This window comes from Microcoleus sp. MON1_C5 (assembly GCF_036701875.1).
Classification (GTDB): domain Bacteria; phylum Cyanobacteriota; class Cyanobacteriia; order Cyanobacteriales; family Microcoleaceae; genus Microcoleus.
In genome coordinates, this window is sequence record NZ_JAUBRN010000011.1 from 110,076 (window position 1) to 130,261 (window position 20,186).

Below are 20,186 nucleotides of genomic sequence, written 5' to 3' on the forward strand. Positions count from 1 at the left end.
ATTCCTAATTGCTAATTGGTAATTTTGAGTTCATGTTTCATCTTTGGGAAGTGAATTTAAATAAATCTCGCACCTGAAAATAAACCGCGCCAGCCCAGTAAAAACTATTCACCAAAATTAACAAGGTTTTTCCAGCATAAGAATTAATAAAACCAAAAACGCGGTAAGTTGACAGCAGCACTAACAACATTTCAACCATAGAAACAATTGCCCCGTAGTGCTTCCTATCCCAATAAGAAATCGGACTGATAAAACGGTAATGGCTGAACGGAAAAAAGTGTCGGTGAGCGTCGTCATTGTGGACAGGCAAATCTCCCAGAGAGTGTAGTATCATGCTGATAAACAGAATTTGCACACTTGGCCAGCCAAAGTAATAAGCAATTAGCAAACCAATAACCGCAAGGGGAATTGAATGAAACAGAGCCACAATATTTTGCACAAAAGGCTCATAATATGCTTTTGACCAAATTGTAGCTGCGGGCAAGCGAGCAATGTATTTCGCCCAAAAGTAAAATAAAAATATCGGAATATCCGGCAAAATTCCGCCGATAACAATAATTAGATTAGCTTGCGGCAGTTGCGGTTTGCCGAGAATTGCGAGATTGATAATAGCGTGGCTGGGAGTCTTCATAAGTAGGGTGCGTCAACTAGGATTATCTTATTCATAATTAATCAGATATGAGCTGACACACCCTACGCGTGAAATAATTGGCTCGTGCTACAAGTGAGGTTGCAGTCGATCGATCAACTGCGCCGGTTGCATAACTCCCTCAATGCGATCGACCTCAGCGCCATTTTTGAACAGCACCAAAGTCGGCAAAGCATAAATGTGATGCTGCGACGCCAAGTGTTCGTACTTATCCGTGTCAATTTTGACAACCATCAGCTTGTCTTTCATCTGACCGCTCACTTGCTCCAAAATCGGTGCCATCATCTGACAAGGCCCGCACCAAGTAGCGTAAAAATCTACCAACACGGGCAAGTCAGAGCCCGATAGTAACTCTTCAAAACTGCTGAACTGTTTTTGAACTGCCATAAGACAAAATAATTTTTTGGGTTCTGGCTCGATTTTAGTGCAAAATTCTCTGGTAGATTGCGAGGATACAATTATGGAATTATTGCCAGAGAATTTTCAGAGATTGCGGGGTCAAGTTGCTGTCGTGACCGGTGCGTCGCGGGGAATCGGCCGCGCCGTTGCTTTAACCCTAGCGGCAGAAGGCGCCAAAGTCGCCGTCAACTATGCGAGTTCGAGTGCTGCTGCTGATGAGGTGGTAGCAGAAATAGTCGCTGCTGGAGGAGAAGCTGTGGCACTTGCAGCAGATGTCTCGAAAACTGACCAAGTAGATTTACTCACCAGTAATGTCATGGAAAAATGGGGACGGATTGACATTTTGGTGAACAATGCAGGCATTACTCGCGATACTTTGCTGCTGCGGATGAAGTTGGAAGATTGGCAAGCGGTAATTGATTTGAATCTAACCGGCGTGTTTTTGTGTGCAAAAGCGGCCAGTAAAATCATGCTGAAACAGCGAAGCGGCCGAATTATTAATATTGCTTCGGTTGCTGGGCAAATGGGCAATCCGGGACAGGCTAATTACAGTGCGGCAAAGGCTGGGGTAATTGGGTTTACTAAAACTGTGGCGAAAGAGTTGGCCAGTCGCGGGATTACTGTGAATGCCGTTGCACCGGGTTTTATCACTACAGATATGACTAAGGATGTCAAGTCTGATGAAATTTTGAAGTATATTCCGCTGGGGAGATACGGGGAAGTTGAGGAAGTTGCGGGGATGGTGAAGTTTTTGGCGGCGGATGCGGCGGCGGCTTATATAACGGGGCAGGTTTTTAATGTGGATGGGGGGATGGTAATGGCTTAGGATTTCGGGATTTTTTTAACCGCAGATATCGCACAGGCAAGATGCCTGTGCCACGATGAACGCGGATATTTGCGGTTAATAATTATTTTAAGGCGGCACACAACTGACTGAGGACTTTTTTGTATTTGGCAATGCGTTGAAAATCTGCCTCTGTGGGATTGGCGATGCGACGAATATCGAGGTTATGAGTAACATCAGCGATCTTGACTCGCAGTGCGATCGGGTTGGCAATCACACGTTCTAAATAAGCTGCATAAGCTTCTCCTTCTATTTTGGTAATCGCCGCGAGCGCCGAGACTAGAACTTCAGGAAAACCTTCGCTTCTAAGTTGCTCAAATGTAAGTTCAGAATCTTCCACGGCATCATGTAGAACCGCTACGATTTTCTCCTCTATAGAGTTTACATTTTCCATTACAAATAGCGGATGATCGAGATAGGGATTGCCTGCCTTATCAACCTGCCCCTCATGAGCTTTTGCGGCGATCGCGATCGCCCGTTGTAGTAATGATTCGTACTCTGAATTCGTATTTGACAACATCGTAAACAATTTCTATATTAAAGTTTCAGTGCCCTCGCGGGGAAAAGGTAGTGTGTGACTTCGGAGTTGAACGTTCATCGTCGGCTATGCGTTGTCGGCAGTGAATTTGAGCCGCAGCAATTCGTTGCCAGTTTGTTCGTGAACTTTTTCACTTACCATTTTAAAGCCATAGCTTCCGTAGAACTTCCGACCGATGGAGTTTGCTTTGAATACTTCAACTTCCAAGTCACCGCGTAATTTCTGTGCATGATCCATCAATGCCCTGCCGGCACCAGTACCCTGGAACTCCGGCTTCACGAATATTCCCCCCACTTCGTTGCCGAGTAAGGCTATGAAGCCGAGAACCTGTCCTTTTTGTTCCACAACCCACGTTTCTGCATTTGGTAAATATATATTAAGAATATTGTAACGCTCTTGTTCTATGAATTCTTTTGTTAAAAAAGGATCGGCTATCCTTGAGGCATTTTCCCAAGAAGACAAGACCTCGTTTAAATCTTTATCTTCATACTTACGAACAATATGTTCCATGATAATTTCTTGATTTTCTGGTTCAGCGAACACCGCAGAAGTTGGCAAAGCCAAAGTTCGCTCTGCCCTTAAAGCCAAAGTGTCGCGGAATTAGCCCGATTAAAATCCAAAAGGGCGATGGGAACTAAATTAATGGCAGATATGAGCGCCTTATCAGACTCTAACTCCGCCTAAAATTATTTGCTTAAATATTCGTCTAGTTGTTAAAAAACCTTACTGTTTTAACTCTATATTTTCCTAATCCAATTGTACACCACAGCATACAAAGCCAGCAACTTATTGACAAAACTTTGCCAGAGAGAACCTTCCCCTTCCTCAGAAACTTCTTCGATTTTCACGGGGAGCGGCGGCATCCCGACTACTTCATAGAGCGGATATTCGCCACTTTTCCCCGGAATTTGCACGGATACGCACTGATTGACGATCGCCAATTCCTTCACTTCCTGATAAGTCTCCTCGGAAATCAATAAACTCGTTCCTACTTGCTTATTAGCCGCCTCGATCCGGCTGGCTAAATTCACTGCATCCCCGATCGCCGTCACTGTCTGATTTTTCAAAGCCCCCAAATTCCCCACAACCACCCAGCCGCAGTGAATCCCAATCCCAATCCGCAATTGGTGACGGTACAAATTTTCAAAATAGGGATTGAGTTTCTCTAGTTCCTCCAGCATTTCCACCCCAGCCCTTACCGCTTGTTCGGCCGCCTTGTCAGGATTTTCCAACCCAAACAGGGCCATTAAACCGTCACCCATATAATTATTAATCATCCCGCCATTCCGGTTAATCGCAAAACCCATTTTTTGGAAATAGCGATTTAAAACATAGATTACGTCGTAGGGCAACAGCGATTCTGCAAAAGGCGTAAATCCTCGAATATCCGCAAACAAAATCGCAATTTTTTTCTCTTGACCCACAGGAGGAGAAATCAACTTTCCCGACATTTCGTCGTTAAATGATTCCAAGTCTTCAGAATCGATCGCCAATCGGCGCAAAATCACCTTGCCGCCCGCAACCTGCGTCTGACAAGCCAGCCTAATTTCCGGCTCTAAACGCAATTTTTTCGCGAGTTCCTCTTCCGGCGAAGTGCGCGGAGAGCAAAATTCCAAACCTTCGACAATCAATACCCGGCAAGTCGAACACCGGGCGCTACCGCCGCAGATGTGGGTGTGCGGAATGCCGGCACGCAGAGAAGCTTCGAGAATTATATCGTCGTCGTCTATCTCGATCGTGCGATCGTCCGGCAGATAGTGAATCTGTGGCATATGTGGCGCGTCTAGCTCATTAGCGAAGAATCTCGCGGACATCTGTTATTGCAGGGAACCTGTATGCAAACCCGGTTTCTCGGCATTTTTTCTGCGTCCCCTGATTCCTTAACTATAAGTCGCGATCGGCATTTGCTTCTCGTTGTGTCAGCTCAACCCCCCAACTGACAACAGTTTAAAAAAAGAAAGCAACTCTAAGCAATAGTCCAACTCTTAGCTCATCATTCATTCTAAATTCTAAAATCTAAAATGGTATAACTGAACACTAAAATCTTCATAGCACCGTGAAAATACCCCCATTCAAGCTGGGGAGTTAATCTAAAATCTAAAATCTAATATCTAAAATAGACTGACATAATTCTTAATAAAATTATTATCGCCCAAACCCCTATAAATCCGTTATCAAATCCCCTTCAACCGCCATATATTTTTAGGATTTTGGGGAGTTTTGGTATGCAAACCTTACTTGGCAATAGTTTCAGCTTTTTTGCTCTCTAACAACCAGCTAATTTTCGTGAGATAGAATAGCAGCATCTTTAAAACCAGTATAGCCATGACTTCATCAACAGCCCTACAAAGCATCGAAAAACACATTCCCATCGTGGGAAATATCCATACCAAAAGTCCGATCGCCTACGGAGCAACCCGCCTCGCAGTCAGTGCAGTTAACGCGGCCCACATGGCAGTAGCAGAGTCTTATATCAACGGCTTAGAAGTACCGGATTCTGTATTGCGATCGCTTTTTGATACCTGTATGCCCGTATTGTTCCGGCACTTTCCCTCTCTGCTTACGGCCTACGAATGGGTACTGACAGAAACAGATCGTACCGCCGAAGGGCCGCGGGATTTAATGAAGATTCAGTACGACTTACCTCAAGCTATGCTGAATCCGATGTTAGGCGACGGCAAACTCATTTATCCTAAATACAGCATGGGATTGTGGGAAAAAGGAGCGGCCAACCTTGAACAATCGCAAATGCACATGATTGATGATGTGATTGAGAAGCTAGAGATTCAAGATGGCGACAATATTTTAGACTTTGGCTGCGGTTGGGGTTGTGTTCCCAATTACATTCTTTCCAAATTCCCCAATGTCACCTTTACCGGGATTAACTTGAGCCACCAGCAATGCGAGTATATGCGTCAGAAGATGCAAGACCCCGAAAGCTACCTTAGTTCTGGTCGATTTACCCTATATGAAGGAGATTTGAACGAGGCCCAATTCGAGACAAAATTTGATAAAATTCTCTCCATCGGAGTTTTTTGTCATGTAGGCAATTTAACGAAAGCTTTCCAAAAGCTGGCATCTTTCCTGAACGATAATGGCAAAGTTTTTATTCACATCATCACAGTTCGCACTCCGAACAATATATCCAGCGTTTTCACCCACAAATACATTTTCCCCCACGGCCGTTACTGGAAATACGATGCAGTTCCCAGCCACAACAAAGACCTCAAAACCATAAAAAACTGGTATCTAAACGGATACAATTACTCCACAACTTTTGCTAACTGGCTGAAAAACTTTGACGATTCTCAGGCAATAGTCAAAGATTTAGACTACGGCATCGACTATGCCAAGTTTCCCCGCATCTGGCGGTTTTACCTGATTTGGTTTGTGGCTAATTTCGCGAGTTGCGACGGCGAATATAACGGCAACGGCCAATATTTAATGGTTGGTGCCTAACCGCTAATGAGTAGACCCACCTCAAAAAACCGAACACCCCGAACCCCGACATCTCAAAGAAGTCGGGGTTCTTGAGTGCGAGCTACTTATCTGGATAATGAAACCGCCCTATGTGGATTGAGGGCGCTCTAGAAGCGTTGCATTCTTTTGAGAAATTTGTCTGAGTTTAAAAAAGTCCGGAATCAGATGATCGATCGGTGAATAAGACCTATATCAAGCGTGAGCCTGCACAATACTTTTTAAATTCCATCCTCGATCGGTAGTGATGATATCCGATATTTTACTACAAAAAAAGGGTTAATTTATACAATGGTACAGAATATGAAACCTTCTCTTCCTCAAGACGACCCGAACCAAGAACAGCGCAAAGATTCCTTGAATCGTCAGCAACAAGCTTATCAGTTTGACCATGACAGTTTATCACCTTTGGCATTATTGAAAGATCTGCCACCAGTCGAGAACTTTTCGAGCAAGTATATTGGAGAGCGGATACTAGCAACATCGGAACTGCCAGCAAATATGTTGGCGGCCGATTCGAGAAGTTTTCTCGATCCTCTCGACGACCTCCAAGACTATGAAGATTTCTTTACTCTGCTGCCGCTACCTGCTGTTGCCAAAATCTACCAAACCGATCGCTCTTTTGCAGAACAGCGGCTGTCTGGAGCAAATCCGATGGTGCTTCGTTTGTTAGATGCCGGCGATCCTCGGGCGCAAACACTGGCACAAATTTCCAGCTTTCACCCATTATTCGATCTGGGCCAAGAGTTGCAACAAAAAAACATTTACATTGCCGATTATACGGGTAGCGACCAACACTATCGCGCGCCTTCAAAAATTGGAGGCGGCAGCTATGAAAAAGGCAGAAAATTCTTGCCAAAACCGCGAGCTTTTTTCGCTTGGCGGTGGACGGGAATCCGCGATCGCGGTGAACTGGTGCCGATCGCCATTCAACTAGATCCGACCCCAAATAGCCATCTTTACACCCCGTTCGATCCTCCTGTGGATTGGCTGTTTGCGAAACTCTGCGTGCAAGTAGCAGATGCCAATCACCACGAAATGAGTTCGCATTTAGGTCGAACTCATTTGGTGATGGAACCAATCGCGATCGTCACCGCCCGACAGTTGGCTAAAAATCACCCCCTTAGCCTGCTGCTGAAACCGCACTTTCGGTTTATGTTGACTAACAACGAGCTGGCGCGTTCTTATTTGATCGCTCCGGGCGGGCCAGTCGATGACTTGCTAAGCGGTAGCTTGCCAGAGACAATGGAAATAGCTAGAGAGGCTTGCAGTAACTGGAGTCTGGATCAATTTGCCTTCCCAACAGAACTGAAAAATCGGGGCATGGACGATCCAAATCAACTGCCTCACTATCCTTACCGAGATGATGGATTACTGCTGTGGAATGCGATCGAAACCTTTGTATCGGGCTATCTCAAATTCTTTTACCCGACAAATGAAGCACTCGTCCAAGACGTGGAACTGCAAACTTGGGCCCAAGAATTAGCCTCGAATGAGGGCGGTAAAGTCAAAGGAATGCCCAGCAAAATCGACACAGTTGAACAATTAATTAAAATTGTCACAACCATAATTTTTACCTGCGGCCCGCAGCATTCAGCCGTCAATTTTCCCCAGTATGAATACATGAGTTTTGCCGCCAATATGCCCTTGGCAGCATACCGGGACATTCCCAAAATTAATGCTTCTGGGACTCTCGAAGTGATTACGGAAAAGGACATTTTACGGTTGCTTCCTCCGTACAAGCGAGCGGCTGAACAACTGAAAATTATGTTTATTTTGTCAGCTTATCGATATGACCGTTTAGGTTTTTACGATAAATCTTTCCGAGAACTCTACCGGATGAGTTTCGACGAAGTTTTTGCGGGAACGCCGATCCAACTTTTAGCCAGACAGTTCCAGCAAAATTTGAATATGGCAGAACAAAAGATTGATGCCAACAATCAAAAACGAGTCATCCCTTACTTGGCTCTCAAGCCTTCGTTGGTACTAAATAGCATCAGTATGTAGGAGTGTATTTGTTGGGTGGGTGTTTCGCCCACCCCACAATAAAATTCATTATTTGTGGAACAGGCTTTCTGGCCTGTTCTTAAGCATCGTAGAAGATGTAAGAGCCCCTGCACATTCTCAGCTTTTGTATTCTTCAGCGATCGAGCAATTCACGCACATTGTACCCGACGAATCGGTGAAGGTCACTTCATCTTGATAATGCCGGGGTGTTTGCATCAGCAACCGCCAAGCTTCACCAGCATCGATTAAATTCATGCGATCGGGATAGTGAATTTGCAACAACTCTTGCACCATCGGATAATAGTCTGAGTTGATGCTGGGGAAAATATGATGCTCTGTGTGGTAAGAAAAATTCAAGTGCAACAGGTCAAATATTTTAGGAACCCGCACTGAAGCACTGTTGATCAGCGGGTCATTAATGCTGGTCATCCGGCAACCCATGTGATTGGTATAGATGTAAAACATTGCCCCTGCATGACCAATCGCGATTGGCAAAAAGTAGGCTAGGGCAATTTTGAGGGGATGAAAATTTAGGTAGAACAAAATGCTGGCATGAATTCCTAAAATTCCCACACATTCAAAGGCGATAGCCATTCTATCTTTAGCACTAACTGTAAAAGCAGCCGGTACATAATCAACTGATTTATCATTAAATAAAAGTACCGAGGTTAGATTGCGGAAATTATGCACTAACCACGAACCGGCCATCCCTACAATTAACCACAGCGGATTGACTTCAACTGACGGTACAAACAGATTTTGAATCCATTTTCCCCAAGTATCTGGTTGCTGGTACAGATAGTTGCGATCGGGGTCTGCCAAAGAATTCGTGTTATTGTGATGTACGAGGTTGTGCAGATTTTTCCACTGAGTAGGTGGCATGAACAGCATACTTAGACCCAAAAAGGCGATCGGATAAGTCAGGCGAGACTTTTTCTGAACGCTGCCGTGCATCAAATCGTGGGAGCTAAATAGCAAAACTATGATACTATTGCCCATAATCGCGGCTAAAGGTAAGTAAAGCCATAAAAGATAGACAGGCCAGCGATCGAGATTAGCCGCAATTCCCCATCCTAACAATAAAATCCCGATATTTATCAGCAGTATCCCTAACTTGCTTGAATTCGGCTCAAAGGCATCGGATGGCAGTAGCGGACGCAATTTTTTAACATATACTGAGTGGTGAATTAGCGTTTCTGCGCCTACAGTCGGCGTTGCCGTCTTGTCTAGAGTATGGAGTAATTTTTCTGATTTCATGTGCTCGCTAAGAGGATTTTCATGTGACTTAATAAGTTTCTAAATTTAATTAGATCCCGTACCCAATTTAGATGGAACCCACACATAAATCCGGCGGCTTATTGTCAGGCGGCGGAGATTTTATCTGTCTCCACTGCGGCTATCCGGGAGCTTGTGATCAAATTGCTTTAGATCAAGGCTGCCTGATTTTTGTACCAAGATATTATTGTATCCTATAAAAATAATTTTGGAACACCTCTTAAAGGCTTACCTATCGATAATACTCTCCCACTTTTCAGTTGGGTTTAATCTCAATAACCAATCCTAAATAATCTATAAAATTAAAAAAGTCCGTTTCCTTGAACAATTTCTTTGATTGTCGTCAGCGTATCTAACCCGATCAATCCTCGACGATAACCTTTTTGGTTGGACATTCCCAAAAATATCGCATCTCCACGATTTTGATAGCGCCAAAACCGAGGTGAGGCATTAATAAAAGTTGAGGCGCTGTTAACATCCAGAGCAAATTGGCGACTTTCTAAGTAAGATTCAGTGGCGATGCAGTCAGCGTGGCCGCTGCTGTAGCGGTTGATCCAGCCGATCGCAATCTCTAAACTATCGACAACTTTAAACGCTATGGTTTTGTTTAAATAAGGTTGAGTCCACTCGTATGGTTCCGCCAGCTTCAAGTCTGGGAAATCTGCTACAAGATCCGCATCAGCGCTAATTTGAAAACCTTTTTCTTTTAAACTGTTCCACAACCTGACTAAGGAAGAAGGCTTTTGGTTGCGATCGATGAGCACTTTCTCGATCGCATTAACAGGATCGGGCACGCTTTGATGGCTGTCCAAAATCATCCACCTTGCCATCTCCAAACTGCCAGTCGGTGACCAATAAAGGTAACAATTTCCCATGGCCGACCTCAAAACGGGTGCTGTGCACAACCTCACCACCTGCTGCACCAAACTTGGCCTGCCGTAGGGAATAATTAAATTGAGATATTGGTCTTGAGTGACCAATTCTCGGATCGAAGCGCCCCGATCAGGCGGCAGTACCTGCAAACATCCCGAGGGCAAACCGACCTCATCGAGCGCCGAAACCAAAGCTTCTCCAATTACTGTATTAGTTTGCCAGCTTTCGCTGCCACCTTTAAGAATCAAACTGTTAGCGCTTTTGAGAGACAAACCCGCGGCGATCGCCCCCAACTCGGGAAACGCCTCGTAAATTAGAGCGATCGCCCCCAGCGGCAGCGACTGACAGTAAACCTGACACCGATCGACCTGATAAGAAGCATTGATCACCCTACCTATCGGATCTGGCATTTCCCCCAACCGTTCCAGAATTTGCACAGTTGTCTTGATCCGTTCCGGCGTCAGCTTCAGCCACTCCACGATCAACTCGGGAATCGCCATGTCCCGACTTGCTTCTAGATCCAGAGTATTTGCTTCTAAAATGTCATTTTGCCGGCGTTTCAGCCAGCCCGCCATCGCCTGCAAACCTGCCGCGCGATCCGCACTCTTTGTGGCAGCCAACTCCAAAGAAGCTTGATAAGCGCGACGCGCGACATTTGCGGCATCTGATGAATGGGTAAAATCCTCTATTATCATCTAGCTAACGCCTGTAAGCGAGCCATACCATCAGCGCCGGCAGCATTGCTAGCAGCACGGCCACCATTGCCCACAGAATAATATTCGGGCCCGGCGAGTGCAGCGCCAAGGGCAACCAAATCACTAGCGGCACCAATATCATACCCAAAGCCAGTGGCAAATAATGGGCCTTCACACCCGGATGCGCTCTGTTCCACTGGTTCCCTGTCCACCGCCAAGCCTGCTTGTAAGGATAGTTCGTTGATAGTTGCTCAATCACGTATCCACTTTCGTCCAATACAAATATTTGTTGACAGCGGTTGCATCCAAAGGCTTCTGTCAACGTTATAGGCACTAGACGACCCCGGCGTCGGCAAGGACAGGGGTACTCATCATTTAAGTCAATCTTTGGAACTTTTTGAGATGGCACTAGCGATCAGATAAAAAAAGCGTTTTTGCAAAAATAATCGTTAACATATCCAGTTAATCAAACTTGTCAATTCCGCCCTACCGAGGCTTTCAACTGCCTGTTCCGAGATATGTCCGACCGGCAATTTTGACTTGCAAGTTCTGCATTCAATCTTACCACTAACTTAGGTATTTTCAACCATCATTAGGAGTATACCGAAAACTTTCTCGATCTACTTTCCCCTTTCCTTGATGTTTTTATCTTCTAAAGCGGGTGACGCGATTCGAACGCGCGACATTCACCTTGGCAAGGTGACGCTCTACCACTGAGCTACACCCGCATTTCCTGCGGTATTAACAATATTGTCTCAATTCTCGAAATTTGTCAAGTCTTTTTAGTAAGTTTTTTTCAGAAACCCAGTAAAAACCCCCAAAGCCTATCCCCAAATGAAATTTCAGCAGCCAGATCATTAACCAAATCAGTAATTGCCGTGAAATTTGACCGCCATCGGCCGACGGCAAAGCTACAATCAAGCTGGAATTGTGGGAGAACACTGTCATGTCAGATTTAAATCGCGGAATCATGAAGTTCAAGGGAGCTGACAGTCCTATAGCGATCGCCATTTCGGCGATCGTCATTGCCGGCGGAATCGGCTTCTTGATCTGGTGGGCGCTGCAATCAGCCTACACCTTCAGCTAACAGACTACTCAAGAGTAAAACTTATAAAGGCTTGCTCAGAAGGCAGAATTTAAGAAAAATTCTGTCTTTTGCATTTTTTTACCCTTAGTCTTGAGTTTATTGCCCAGGAATGCAGATCGATTGCTGACGATCAAAGGATTGCCATAAATCACCCGATCGGGCGAGTCGCTAGCATGAGCCAAAATGACTGCCCGACCAACTACTTTTGTAGTACACTTGTAAACCAGGCGCGCCGAGAGCGCGGTTTTAGACACAAGTGTTTGCAAGGGTTGTATCTCAACAAAAATTTATGGCAAGCTTTCAGGACATCTTCAGATACTACAGTCGCTACTGGAAAATATCAGTTTACAGCATAGGGGCATCCAGCGTTTTGGCGCTAGCCGATTTGCTTGTTCCCTACGCGATCGGTCAAATATTAAACGTATTGTCGGGTCAACCTACAGATACAATAACCCAAAAACTCATAGCAGCGATCGCCTCTGTTACCCAGCACTCACCCAACAAAATATTATCGCTATCCGTCTTGCTGAGCATAATTTTTCTGGTAACAGTAGCCAAAGCACCGATCCAACCTTGGGTAGGAAGTTGGTTCCACTGGGCGATACCATTGAGGGCGAGGCGCGATCGAATGAGAGGTGCGATCGGCAAAATCCTCACCTTACCCCTAGAATTCTACGACGAAAACAACGCCGGACGGATTGCCAGTCGCATCGCCAAAGGCATCGCCAACCATACTTGGACTTACCCAGAAATTGCCGGCGAATTCATCCCCGAAGTCGTCCGCTTAATCGGCATTTTTGCCGTTATATGCTTAATTGAGTGGCGGATTGGCTTATTAATTTTGGTTTCATTCCTATTTATCCTCAGTTTCACCCTCAAAGGCCTGCAAGGGGTGACTGCGCGGGAAGAAATTCTGGATGAATACATCGAAGATACCGAAAGCCGCAACTCGGAAATTATCACCAACATCAAAACAGTTAAAGCTTTTGCCACAGAAAGCGATGAACTCAAAAGGCAAACCACCAGGCTCGATCGCGAATTAAAAGTCGTGATCAACCGCATTCACAAAGGATACGTCACCTTGGGGACATACCAGCAGACGATCGTCCAGTTGTGTTTGTTTTCAGTTCTCGGTTTTAGCCTAGCAGCCACGGTTGCAGGCAAAATTTCCCTCGGATATTTTGTTACCGTCTACACCCTGGCAAGCATGGCATATTCCCAACTGCGTCCGATTAGCATTATCGCCGAATTATTGGCGCGGCGCTATTCTTCAATGATCCGGTTCCACGAGTTTATGCAAACGCCAGACGGTGTTGATGCGGTCAATTTAGCAGAAAATGCTCGATCGGCGTCGCCTTATAAATTTACCGGCAAAGTTGAATTCAGCGGTTTGACATTCGGGTACGACAGTCAAAAACCCGTTTTGCAGGATGTGAATTTATTGATTCATCCCCGTCAGACTGTAGCATTAGTCGGGCGATCGGGTTCGGGAAAATCGACTTTAGTTAAACTTCTGTTTCGCTACTTTGAACCCAACTCCGGCAGCATTCTGATCGACGGCGAAGACATTCGCAGCTTAGACGTGACTCGCTACCGTCAGCGTTTAGCCATTGTTCACCAAGAAGTAGACGTTTTTAACGGTACTTTGCTGGAAAATTTGACTTACGGAAACAGAAATGCAACTTTCGAGCAAGTTGAGGATGCTTGTCGCATTGCCAAAGTAGACGATTTTGTGCGGCTATTGCCCCAAGGTTACTATACCGTGGTCGGGGAGAGAGGAATGCGGTTGTCCGGCGGTCAGCGACAGCGGTTGGGCATTGCGAGGGCGCTGTTGGTGGAGCCGGATGTGTTAATTTTTGATGAGGCTACTTCTAGTTTGGACTATGAGTCGGAGCGATCGATCCAGATAGCCATGCGAAATATCCTCGGTACGCGCACCACCATAATTATTGCCCACAGACTGAGTACAATTCGCGAAGCCGATGCGATCGTCGTGCTCGACGGCGGTAGAATCGTCGAAGTTGGCAGTCACGACGAACTCTTGAGTCAACAAGGCATTTACCGTCGCCTGCACTCCCTGCAAGAAACCGGGGAATTAGTGGATTAGGGATGTGGGCTAAGTCTAGACTTCCGGTGCGTGCTCCGGGCCGGCACCAAGCCTAGACTTAGCAATGGGCACTTTAAACAGTCAGTATTTACTTTTCCCCTCTGCCCCTAACTGACTTATGCCTTCTCAACTTAATGATTAGAGTTTTAAATATAATGTTGCAAATAAAGATTCTGGTGCTAGGATGTATAACTGTGATGGAAATGGGTCGATGCCCGAGCGGTTAATGGGGGCGGACTGTAAATCCGCTGGCTACGCCTACGCTAGTTCAAATCTAGCTCGGCCCACCTCAATTTAATAAAAAGTTAAAATTTAAGAATTAAAAATTAATTTTTTAATTGGAGGTTCTTAATTTTTTATGCCCGTGTAACTCAGTGGTAGAGTACCTCCTTGGTAAGGAGGAAGTCACGAGTTCAAATCTCGTCACGGGCTTGCATTCTAATTCATAGATTTCCTTACCGCAGCTCAGAATATTCTAGAGCTTGGTTACTTTGGCAGAGTAGTTACCACAAGGTGATACATAAGTACCAATTGCTAAATCTTCGCTAGGTGTGTAAGGATTCTGTGTAACGCTGCGGTACGTATCGGTTCCCTTGATTCGATGCCAGCGAAGCTTAAATCTATCCCGAAAAGAATCGAAGAGATTATAGTCTCCCATTAGCTCCTCATCAGTTTGGTAAAATTCGGGAAAATACGGACAAGAATCGGTTTTCAGTAGCTTTTGCCCTACTAAGCAGCGAACAGTTGCCGTCTGCTCCCAATATGGTTGACTTGTCGTCATAGTGCTTTGCTCCATACTAATTTCTAAAGCTTGTCTACAGTAAATCGCTCATATTCCGCTCACACTAACAATCCTATTTTTTAATAGTCGCTTGCAAATAAAGCAGCGGGTCTTCAGCAACCCAACCCAAACCCGAATTGTACCGAACTTCAAAATGCAAATGAGGTTGCCGAATGTCCCGTTTTCCCGTCGTCCCGACAGTTCCCAAAACTTCTTTAGACAGCACTTTTTGACCGACTTTTACGGCAATATCTTTCAAATGAGCGTAGCGCGTTTGCTTCCCTGCTTGATGGTTCACCACCACTAAATTCCCGTAATCCCCCTGTGGCCCGGCAAAGGCGACAGTCCCCTCGCCCGCGGCCAAAACCTGCGTACCCTCCGACGACAAAAAATCTACGCCACTGTGGAAAAAAAAATCGCGGTGCACCGGATGCAATTGTCGCCCGTAACGCAAAGCTTCCACCGCTGGGGCCGGCAGCGGAAATCTTTGCACCGATGGCGTTTTATCGGGATTTACAGAAGGCCCGATCGACCTATTCACCGCAGGTACAAACACGGTTTGCCCCAAAGGCCTGCAGCCATTCGCCTCAAATAGCAAATCTGCCGGCACTTTGTAAGCTTCTGCTAGTTTTTGCCAATTCCAGCCCGCAGGTACTTCTACCTCGATGCCGCTGTACGGAGGAATGACGATCGCACTTCCAGCAGATACTTGAGGGCCCCGCAACGTCGGATTTATTCCCATCAGCGCCGCAGGAATCACATTGTATTGCCGCGCGATGCTTTCTATTGTTTCGCCCTGGGCCACAGTGTGGCGGCGCAATCGAGACATAGCCGGACTCGGGCAATCGCGGGCGGGGTCGGGGTTTTCTAGAGGTGTACCTGAGGGAAGATTTGCAGGTGGGAGCTCGGTATTTGCCGCCGTTTGCCCAACGGGTGCGATCGACCAAAGTAGTGCAGAAATCAGCAGAAATAAACGTTTCAAAGTCATTAGATAGAGAAGAAAGTATTCATTTCGGACAATTGACAATTTTTGAGTCGAGTGAAACGGCATATTTGAAAGCTCTAGCCACCCCCCAGACTGTAAATCCCAGGCTAAGCCAAGTTAGGATGAGAATTATTAGTTTTGGTCGCTCTTGGGAAGTCAGGCAAAAATTGCTTGTGATGCCCATCAGCGCCTGCCTGTTAACAGGTATGTTCTTGAGGAAGCGGTACGCCCCGCCCCGCTTCCTTCCCGTCGTCAAGACAAAAATGCTTGATTCGGAACGTGTCTGCGGGGATGAAGTATTTAACGGGAGTTATTAAATGAGTTTATCTTTTAAGCAAACGACCCTTTATGTGACTTTGCTGTCGATCGGGGGAGGCCTGGGATGGTTGGGCAATCGCTATCTGCAAGGCTCAAACACTCTGGAAACCGGATTGGTTTTGCCAGTAGTGCGCCAGCAAATCCCCCCCTATGCGTCTCCTCCGGTTCAGGAAAATCGGGCGGTAGATCGCAGCAATCCCAATTTTATTGCTGAAGCAGCCGAAAAAGTTGGCCCGGCTGTAGTGCGGATTGACGCCTCAAGCAAGGTGGCGAATCAAGTGCCGGAAGCTTTCAAAAATCCTTTGTTTCGTCGGTTTTTTGGGGAAAATTTGCCGCAGCCGGAAGAACGAGTCAAGAGAGGTACGGGTTCCGGGTTTATTCTCACTTCTGACGGCCGCATCGTTACTAATGCTCACGTTGTCTCGGGGACGGATACTGTCAAGGTGACGCTCAAAGACGGCCGCGAGTTTGAGGGTAAGGTGCAGGGAGTCGATCCGCTGACGGATGTCGCTGTGGTTAAGATTAATGCTAAGGAACTGCCGCAGGTGGCTTTGGGTCGATCGGACAATATTGTACCGGGACAGTGGGCGATCGCGATCGGCAATCCTTTAGGTCTCGACAATACCGTGACTGTGGGCATTATCAGCGCTACGGGTCGATCGAGTTCGCAAGTCGGAATCCCCGACAAGCGAGTCCGCTTCATCCAAACCGACGCCGCCATCAACCCCGGCAATTCTGGCGGGCCGCTACTCAATGACCAAGGCGAAGTAATTGGCATCAATACCGCTATCCGCGCGGACGCTCAGGGCTTGGGATTTGCAATTCCGATCGAAACCGCCAAACGAGTTTCCGATCAGTTATTTGCCAAAGGTAAAGCCGAACATCCCTATCTCGGCATTCAAATGGTCAGCTTGACTGCCGCCACCAAGGCCGAACTCAACAAACAGCTCGATAATAATAAAATTACCCTCGATCAAGGCGTAGCCGTGACGCGAGTCGTAGAAAATTCCCCCGCTCAAAAAGCGGACTTGCGCGCCGGAGATGTCATTCAAAAAGTTGACGGAATTGCAGTCAACACTCCCGGGGACGTGCAAGAACGGGTGGAAAACACTGTTGTGGGCAAAGAACTCGAACTGGAAATTAACCGTTTGGGTCAAGTTCAGAATATCAAAGTACGTCCGGGTGCTTTTCCCCTATCGGGTAGCTCCGCCGGTGGGTAATACCATTTGAGATTTTCGATTACAGAAGTGGGAATGAGTTACGGGATAAGGATTTGGAGCTTACCTACCGTTGCTTTCTTTTGGGAAACTGCTATTAGTGGCAAACGGTGGAGGATGAAAGATAAATCTGATACTTTATAGTCCTGGATGCAGCAACCGGGTTTTTTCACCAAAATCCTCAGTGTAGGGCGAGGGATACCCGGTTAACAGCCCGGTTTCTTAATTCCCTGTGCCTCCCTGATTCAGGATTATGGGTTTTTCTTAACAACTTTCATCTTTCTGGCTTCCCCAACCCGTTGATCTTTTTACTTGTCTTTGGGCGAGTTGGGTTGAATCGAGCTGGTGCTTGCTAAATTTTCTTCTAGGTGCATCCTCTGCTCCATTTGCCTCAAAAAATAGCCTGTCATCATCGCTGAAGCTAGCAAACCTGCTAAGTTTTCGCGGTCAGTGGTAATTTCGACGTTAAAATTTTCTGAAGGCAAAACCCCGACAAGTCCTTGAACGTTATGAGAGATAATTTCTCTGATGTCGGGGCTGACGGACTTGGCGACTCGGGCTAGAACCTCCGGGGATTGGTGTTGGAGGTACTTCAGCAGTGGATTGACTGCCGTTTGTTGGGCATTGGATGTGTCAAAGTCAGGGTGAAAAACCATTTGGCGATTCTTAATTTCTGGCTGGTTACATTCTACTTCAAACTACTCGTCATTGCTTGGGTACAAATTTGCCTGAAAGTCAATTTGCAATTGTTTTGGCAGTTGGTCTACTTGAAAGTACCGATGAAATTTCTCGGTAACTTGTAACCAATATGACCGCCCCTCAGCAGGCCGCCGTTTGCGGACAAAACCCATTTCTACAAGTTCCTGCACTTGTTGGTAAGCTCCTGAACCTCGCAAGTTAACTAAATCTGGCTGAGCGATGCCGCCTTTGAGGGCGATCGCAGCCAGCGTCCGCAAAGCTCCAACACCTAATTCTGGAGGTATTAAAGTTTGCATTAAACTGGCAAACTCTTCTCTGAGTTGCAGGCTGTATCCCGTGGGGGTTTCGACGACTTCTAATGCACTGTCGCGGTGGGACGAGTCAGACATGAGTTCGATGATGGCGTCTTCGGCTTCGGCTCGAGCGCATTTGGCAATCTCGGCAATTTCTGCGATCGACACTGGCTGACCTTTTAGGTAAAGTATGGCTTCTATTGTTGTGGCTAAGCGAGTCATTTGGGAATTAGTAATTAGGAATTGGGACGTTGAAAGAATAAGGAGGAAGCAAGAAAGAAGAAGGAATCAGGAAAACAACAGCTATCCGTATCTCACTAACTTCTGTGTCGTGAATAATGAGAATTGGTAATAAACATTCCCCTTCCACAAATGATTAATAGTGTAGGTTAGGTTGAGGAACAAAACCAAACTATTTCAATTGTATTTTTTTTTATCTCAGTCCGGGACGCATAAAATTTATATATAGGGTGCGTCATGGCGCCCCTAACCGCTAGAAGTAGAGCGTTAAACTTTTTTTGCTTCCCGGGATTCCGATGATTTTGCTAAAAAAATAGCATTGTTAATCGCCAATTTACCACGTTAGAGTATCAAATTTAGCAATTAGCTATTTATCAATCTCACTGTCGGCCCGTCAGCTATTCTACAAAAATATCCTCTCAATTAGAAGGAATAATTATCCTTCCATTTTTATCCTCTTTGCCATCCAGATATAAATTACGTTCTTCCCCAGTAGGAAAAAGCTTATATTTCCAGCGAACGCCTATTTGTTTCATCACTAACCCTTGGTCATGTTCCTGCCGCAGTTGGGCCAACGTTCCTAGTCTAATTAGCTTGCCACCGTCCATAATGCCGATGCGATCGCACAAATACTCCACTTCCTCCATATAATGCGTTGTCAACAGCATTTTCATTCCCTGCTTGTTCAAATCTCGAATAATTTCCCACAATCACCGCCTTTGCGGGTCTAACCGTACCGTCGTTTCCTCCACAAATAAGATTCGCGCCTCCTGCCAAAGTTCTCGGGTAATTTGCAAACTTTGGTTCATTCCCCCACAATTTTTTTACTAAATCATCTCGCCTTTCTGCTACTTCTACATATTCCAACCACTGTTTAATGAACTGTTGCCGTTTCTGGTTGGGAATGTGGTGCATCGACCCGTGAAACTCCATATTTTCCCATACTGAAAGCTGATTATCAACACTGATTTGTTGAAGCAACACGCTTATGCACTGTTTCACTTGCAAGCTTTGCCGCCTCACGTCATATCCAGCTACCTAAATTTGACCGCTGCTGGGCTTAGTCAGGGTAGCCAGCATCCGAATTGTGGTCTATTTTTCGGCACCTTTGGGGCCTAGGAAACCGAACATTTCTCCGGCTTCAATCCTGAACGAATGGTGATTGACAACGAGGATTTTGTTGTAAATATTGCAGGCTTTTTGCAGAGAAAGAGACACAGACATAGGTATTTTGGTATAATTTACTGGAAACAAAGCTCTTTCTTCTCAGTCATATCATGTCAGGTAAATTAACCACAATACTTGTTGGGGCGAGTTTCACCAACAATCTTTAATTCACATCCACCATATTTATAAACCCGCCCCAACCAGGCGACAAAATTTTATAACGGGCAATTCAACAGACATGATATCATTCCTGGAGGCAGAAACCGGGTTCCATCTACTAAAATCTCTGGTGATATTCATCGGTACTGACACCAGAAAAACCCAGTTTATCTGCTATTTATACACGAGTTTTTTTAGTGTAACTAATCTGAGTGTCATCTGGAGGTAGAAAACTGATTTTTTTTACAGATTGCAGCCCCCACTTATTGCGGTTGAGTTAAGTCGGGTTTCAATTCCATCTGTAGTTTAGACTAACTAAAGATGAGAACGGTGGCCCAAGAAAAACTAGAGCCACCGTTAAGGAGAGAATGAGGGT

General features: G+C 45.8%; 21 protein-coding genes and 3 tRNA genes. 9 read left to right on the plus strand and 15 right to left on the minus strand.

Annotated elements, in window-relative coordinates; all coding sequences use genetic code 11:
- Positions 1–37 precede the first annotated feature (37 nt).
- Complete coding sequence (locus QUA71_RS08175; RefSeq protein WP_333283918.1) at positions 38–631, minus strand: hypothetical protein; 594 nt, start codon at positions 629–631, stop codon at positions 38–40.
- A gap of 87 nt (positions 632–718) precedes the next feature.
- Positions 719–1,036, minus strand: coding sequence for a thioredoxin (gene trxA, locus QUA71_RS08180; RefSeq protein ID WP_006634176.1), 318 nt, complete (start codon positions 1,034–1,036; stop codon positions 719–721).
- A gap of 73 nt (positions 1,037–1,109) precedes the next feature.
- Between trxA and fabG the strand changes: the two genes are divergently transcribed.
- Complete coding sequence (gene fabG, locus QUA71_RS08185; protein ID WP_333283920.1) at positions 1,110–1,874, plus strand: 3-oxoacyl-[acyl-carrier-protein] reductase; 765 nt, start codon at positions 1,110–1,112, stop codon at positions 1,872–1,874.
- 82 nt (positions 1,875–1,956) lie between these two features.
- Here fabG and QUA71_RS08190 read toward each other — a convergent pair whose 3' ends face one another.
- From QUA71_RS08190 to QUA71_RS08200, 3 genes are all read right to left on the minus strand, one after another.
- Complete coding sequence (locus QUA71_RS08190; protein ID WP_333283922.1) at positions 1,957–2,412, minus strand: GTP pyrophosphokinase; 456 nt, start codon at positions 2,410–2,412, stop codon at positions 1,957–1,959.
- 84 nt (positions 2,413–2,496) lie between these two features.
- Positions 2,497–2,994, minus strand: coding sequence for a GNAT family N-acetyltransferase (locus tag QUA71_RS08195; RefSeq protein WP_333283924.1), 498 nt, complete (start codon positions 2,992–2,994; stop codon positions 2,497–2,499).
- A gap of 173 nt (positions 2,995–3,167) precedes the next feature.
- A complete protein-coding gene (locus QUA71_RS08200; RefSeq protein ID WP_333283926.1) occupies positions 3,168–4,244 on the minus strand; it encodes an adenylate/guanylate cyclase domain-containing protein in 1,077 nt (358 codons plus the stop codon).
- A 511-nt stretch (positions 4,245–4,755) separates the two neighbouring features.
- Between QUA71_RS08200 and QUA71_RS08205 the strand changes: the two genes are divergently transcribed.
- On the plus strand, positions 4,756–5,889 hold the full coding sequence (locus tag QUA71_RS08205) for a class I SAM-dependent methyltransferase (RefSeq protein WP_333283929.1): 1,134 nt from the start codon (positions 4,756–4,758) through the stop codon (positions 5,887–5,889).
- A gap of 321 nt (positions 5,890–6,210) precedes the next feature.
- Positions 6,211–7,914: a lipoxygenase family protein gene (locus QUA71_RS08210; RefSeq protein WP_333283931.1), complete on the plus strand. Its 1,704-nt coding sequence runs from the start codon at positions 6,211–6,213 to the stop codon at positions 7,912–7,914.
- Positions 7,915–8,031: 117 nt separating this feature from the next.
- On the opposite strand, the gene QUA71_RS08215 is transcribed toward QUA71_RS08210, so the two are convergent.
- The 4 genes from QUA71_RS08215 to QUA71_RS08230 form a co-directional block, all read right to left on the minus strand.
- Positions 8,032–9,171, minus strand: a complete 1,140-nt coding sequence (locus QUA71_RS08215) for a fatty acid desaturase (RefSeq protein WP_333283933.1) — start codon at positions 9,169–9,171, stop codon at positions 8,032–8,034.
- A 320-nt stretch (positions 9,172–9,491) separates the two neighbouring features.
- Positions 9,492–10,757 carry a glutamate-5-semialdehyde dehydrogenase gene (locus QUA71_RS08220; protein ID WP_333283935.1) on the minus strand — a complete coding sequence of 422 codons (1,266 nt, stop codon included), beginning with the start codon at positions 10,755–10,757 and terminating at the stop codon, positions 9,492–9,494.
- Positions 10,758–10,761: 4 nt separating this feature from the next.
- Complete coding sequence (locus QUA71_RS08225; protein ID WP_333283937.1) at positions 10,762–11,166, minus strand: hypothetical protein; 405 nt, start codon at positions 11,164–11,166, stop codon at positions 10,762–10,764.
- Between the two features lie 247 nt (positions 11,167–11,413).
- Positions 11,414–11,485, minus strand: a tRNA-Gly gene (locus QUA71_RS08230).
- A gap of 218 nt (positions 11,486–11,703) precedes the next feature.
- On the opposite strand from QUA71_RS08230, the gene QUA71_RS08235 reads away from it, so the two are divergent.
- Positions 11,704–11,844, plus strand: a complete 141-nt coding sequence (locus QUA71_RS08235; RefSeq protein WP_172188980.1) for a hypothetical protein — start codon at positions 11,704–11,706, stop codon at positions 11,842–11,844.
- A gap of 35 nt (positions 11,845–11,879) precedes the next feature.
- Here QUA71_RS08235 and QUA71_RS08240 read toward each other — a convergent pair whose 3' ends face one another.
- The gene (locus QUA71_RS08240) at positions 11,880–12,098 is read right to left on the minus strand and encodes a hypothetical protein (RefSeq protein ID WP_333283939.1); all 219 of its coding nucleotides are present in this window, start codon (positions 12,096–12,098) and stop codon (positions 11,880–11,882) included.
- Between the two features lie 35 nt (positions 12,099–12,133).
- Between QUA71_RS08240 and QUA71_RS08245 the strand changes: the two genes are divergently transcribed.
- From QUA71_RS08245 to QUA71_RS08255, 3 genes are all read left to right on the plus strand, one after another.
- Positions 12,134–13,951 (plus strand): ABC transporter ATP-binding protein, encoded by a 1,818-nt coding sequence (locus QUA71_RS08245; RefSeq protein ID WP_333283941.1) that lies wholly within the window; start codon positions 12,134–12,136, stop codon positions 13,949–13,951.
- Between the two features lie 205 nt (positions 13,952–14,156).
- Positions 14,157–14,238, plus strand: a tRNA-Tyr gene (locus QUA71_RS08250).
- Between the two features lie 73 nt (positions 14,239–14,311).
- Positions 14,312–14,383, plus strand: a tRNA-Thr gene (locus QUA71_RS08255).
- A 422-nt stretch (positions 14,384–14,805) separates the two neighbouring features.
- Here QUA71_RS08255 and QUA71_RS08260 read toward each other — a convergent pair.
- Complete coding sequence (locus QUA71_RS08260) at positions 14,806–15,561, minus strand: M23 family metallopeptidase (protein WP_333283943.1); 756 nt, start codon at positions 15,559–15,561, stop codon at positions 14,806–14,808.
- Between the two features lie 68 nt (positions 15,562–15,629).
- Between QUA71_RS08260 and QUA71_RS08265 the strand changes: the two genes are divergently transcribed.
- Positions 15,630–16,034 carry a hypothetical protein gene (locus QUA71_RS08265; RefSeq protein ID WP_333283945.1) on the plus strand — a complete coding sequence of 135 codons (405 nt, stop codon included), beginning with the start codon at positions 15,630–15,632 and terminating at the stop codon, positions 16,032–16,034.
- Positions 16,035–17,255, plus strand: a complete 1,221-nt coding sequence (locus QUA71_RS08270) for an HhoA/HhoB/HtrA family serine endopeptidase (protein ID WP_190663248.1) — start codon at positions 16,035–16,037, stop codon at positions 17,253–17,255.
- 305 nt (positions 17,256–17,560) lie between these two features.
- Here QUA71_RS08270 and QUA71_RS08275 read toward each other — a convergent pair whose 3' ends face one another.
- The 4 genes from QUA71_RS08275 to QUA71_RS08290 all read right to left on the minus strand — a co-directional run bounded on the left by QUA71_RS08275 (position 17,561) and on the right by QUA71_RS08290 (position 19,486).
- Positions 17,561–17,908: a DUF760 domain-containing protein gene (locus tag QUA71_RS08275; RefSeq protein WP_006635907.1), complete on the minus strand. Its 348-nt coding sequence runs from the start codon at positions 17,906–17,908 to the stop codon at positions 17,561–17,563.
- Positions 17,909–17,950: 42 nt separating this feature from the next.
- The gene (scpB, locus tag QUA71_RS08280; RefSeq protein ID WP_333283947.1) at positions 17,951–18,466 is read right to left on the minus strand and encodes an SMC-Scp complex subunit ScpB; all 516 of its coding nucleotides are present in this window, start codon (positions 18,464–18,466) and stop codon (positions 17,951–17,953) included.
- 437 nt (positions 18,467–18,903) lie between these two features.
- On the minus strand, positions 18,904–19,131 hold the full coding sequence (locus tag QUA71_RS08285) for a hypothetical protein (protein ID WP_333283949.1): 228 nt from the start codon (positions 19,129–19,131) through the stop codon (positions 18,904–18,906).
- The gene (locus QUA71_RS08290; RefSeq protein WP_333283951.1) at positions 19,070–19,486 is read right to left on the minus strand and encodes a hypothetical protein; all 417 of its coding nucleotides are present in this window, start codon (positions 19,484–19,486) and stop codon (positions 19,070–19,072) included. The genes QUA71_RS08285 and QUA71_RS08290 overlap by 62 nt, the downstream gene beginning before the upstream one ends.
- Positions 19,487–20,186 lie beyond the last annotated feature (700 nt).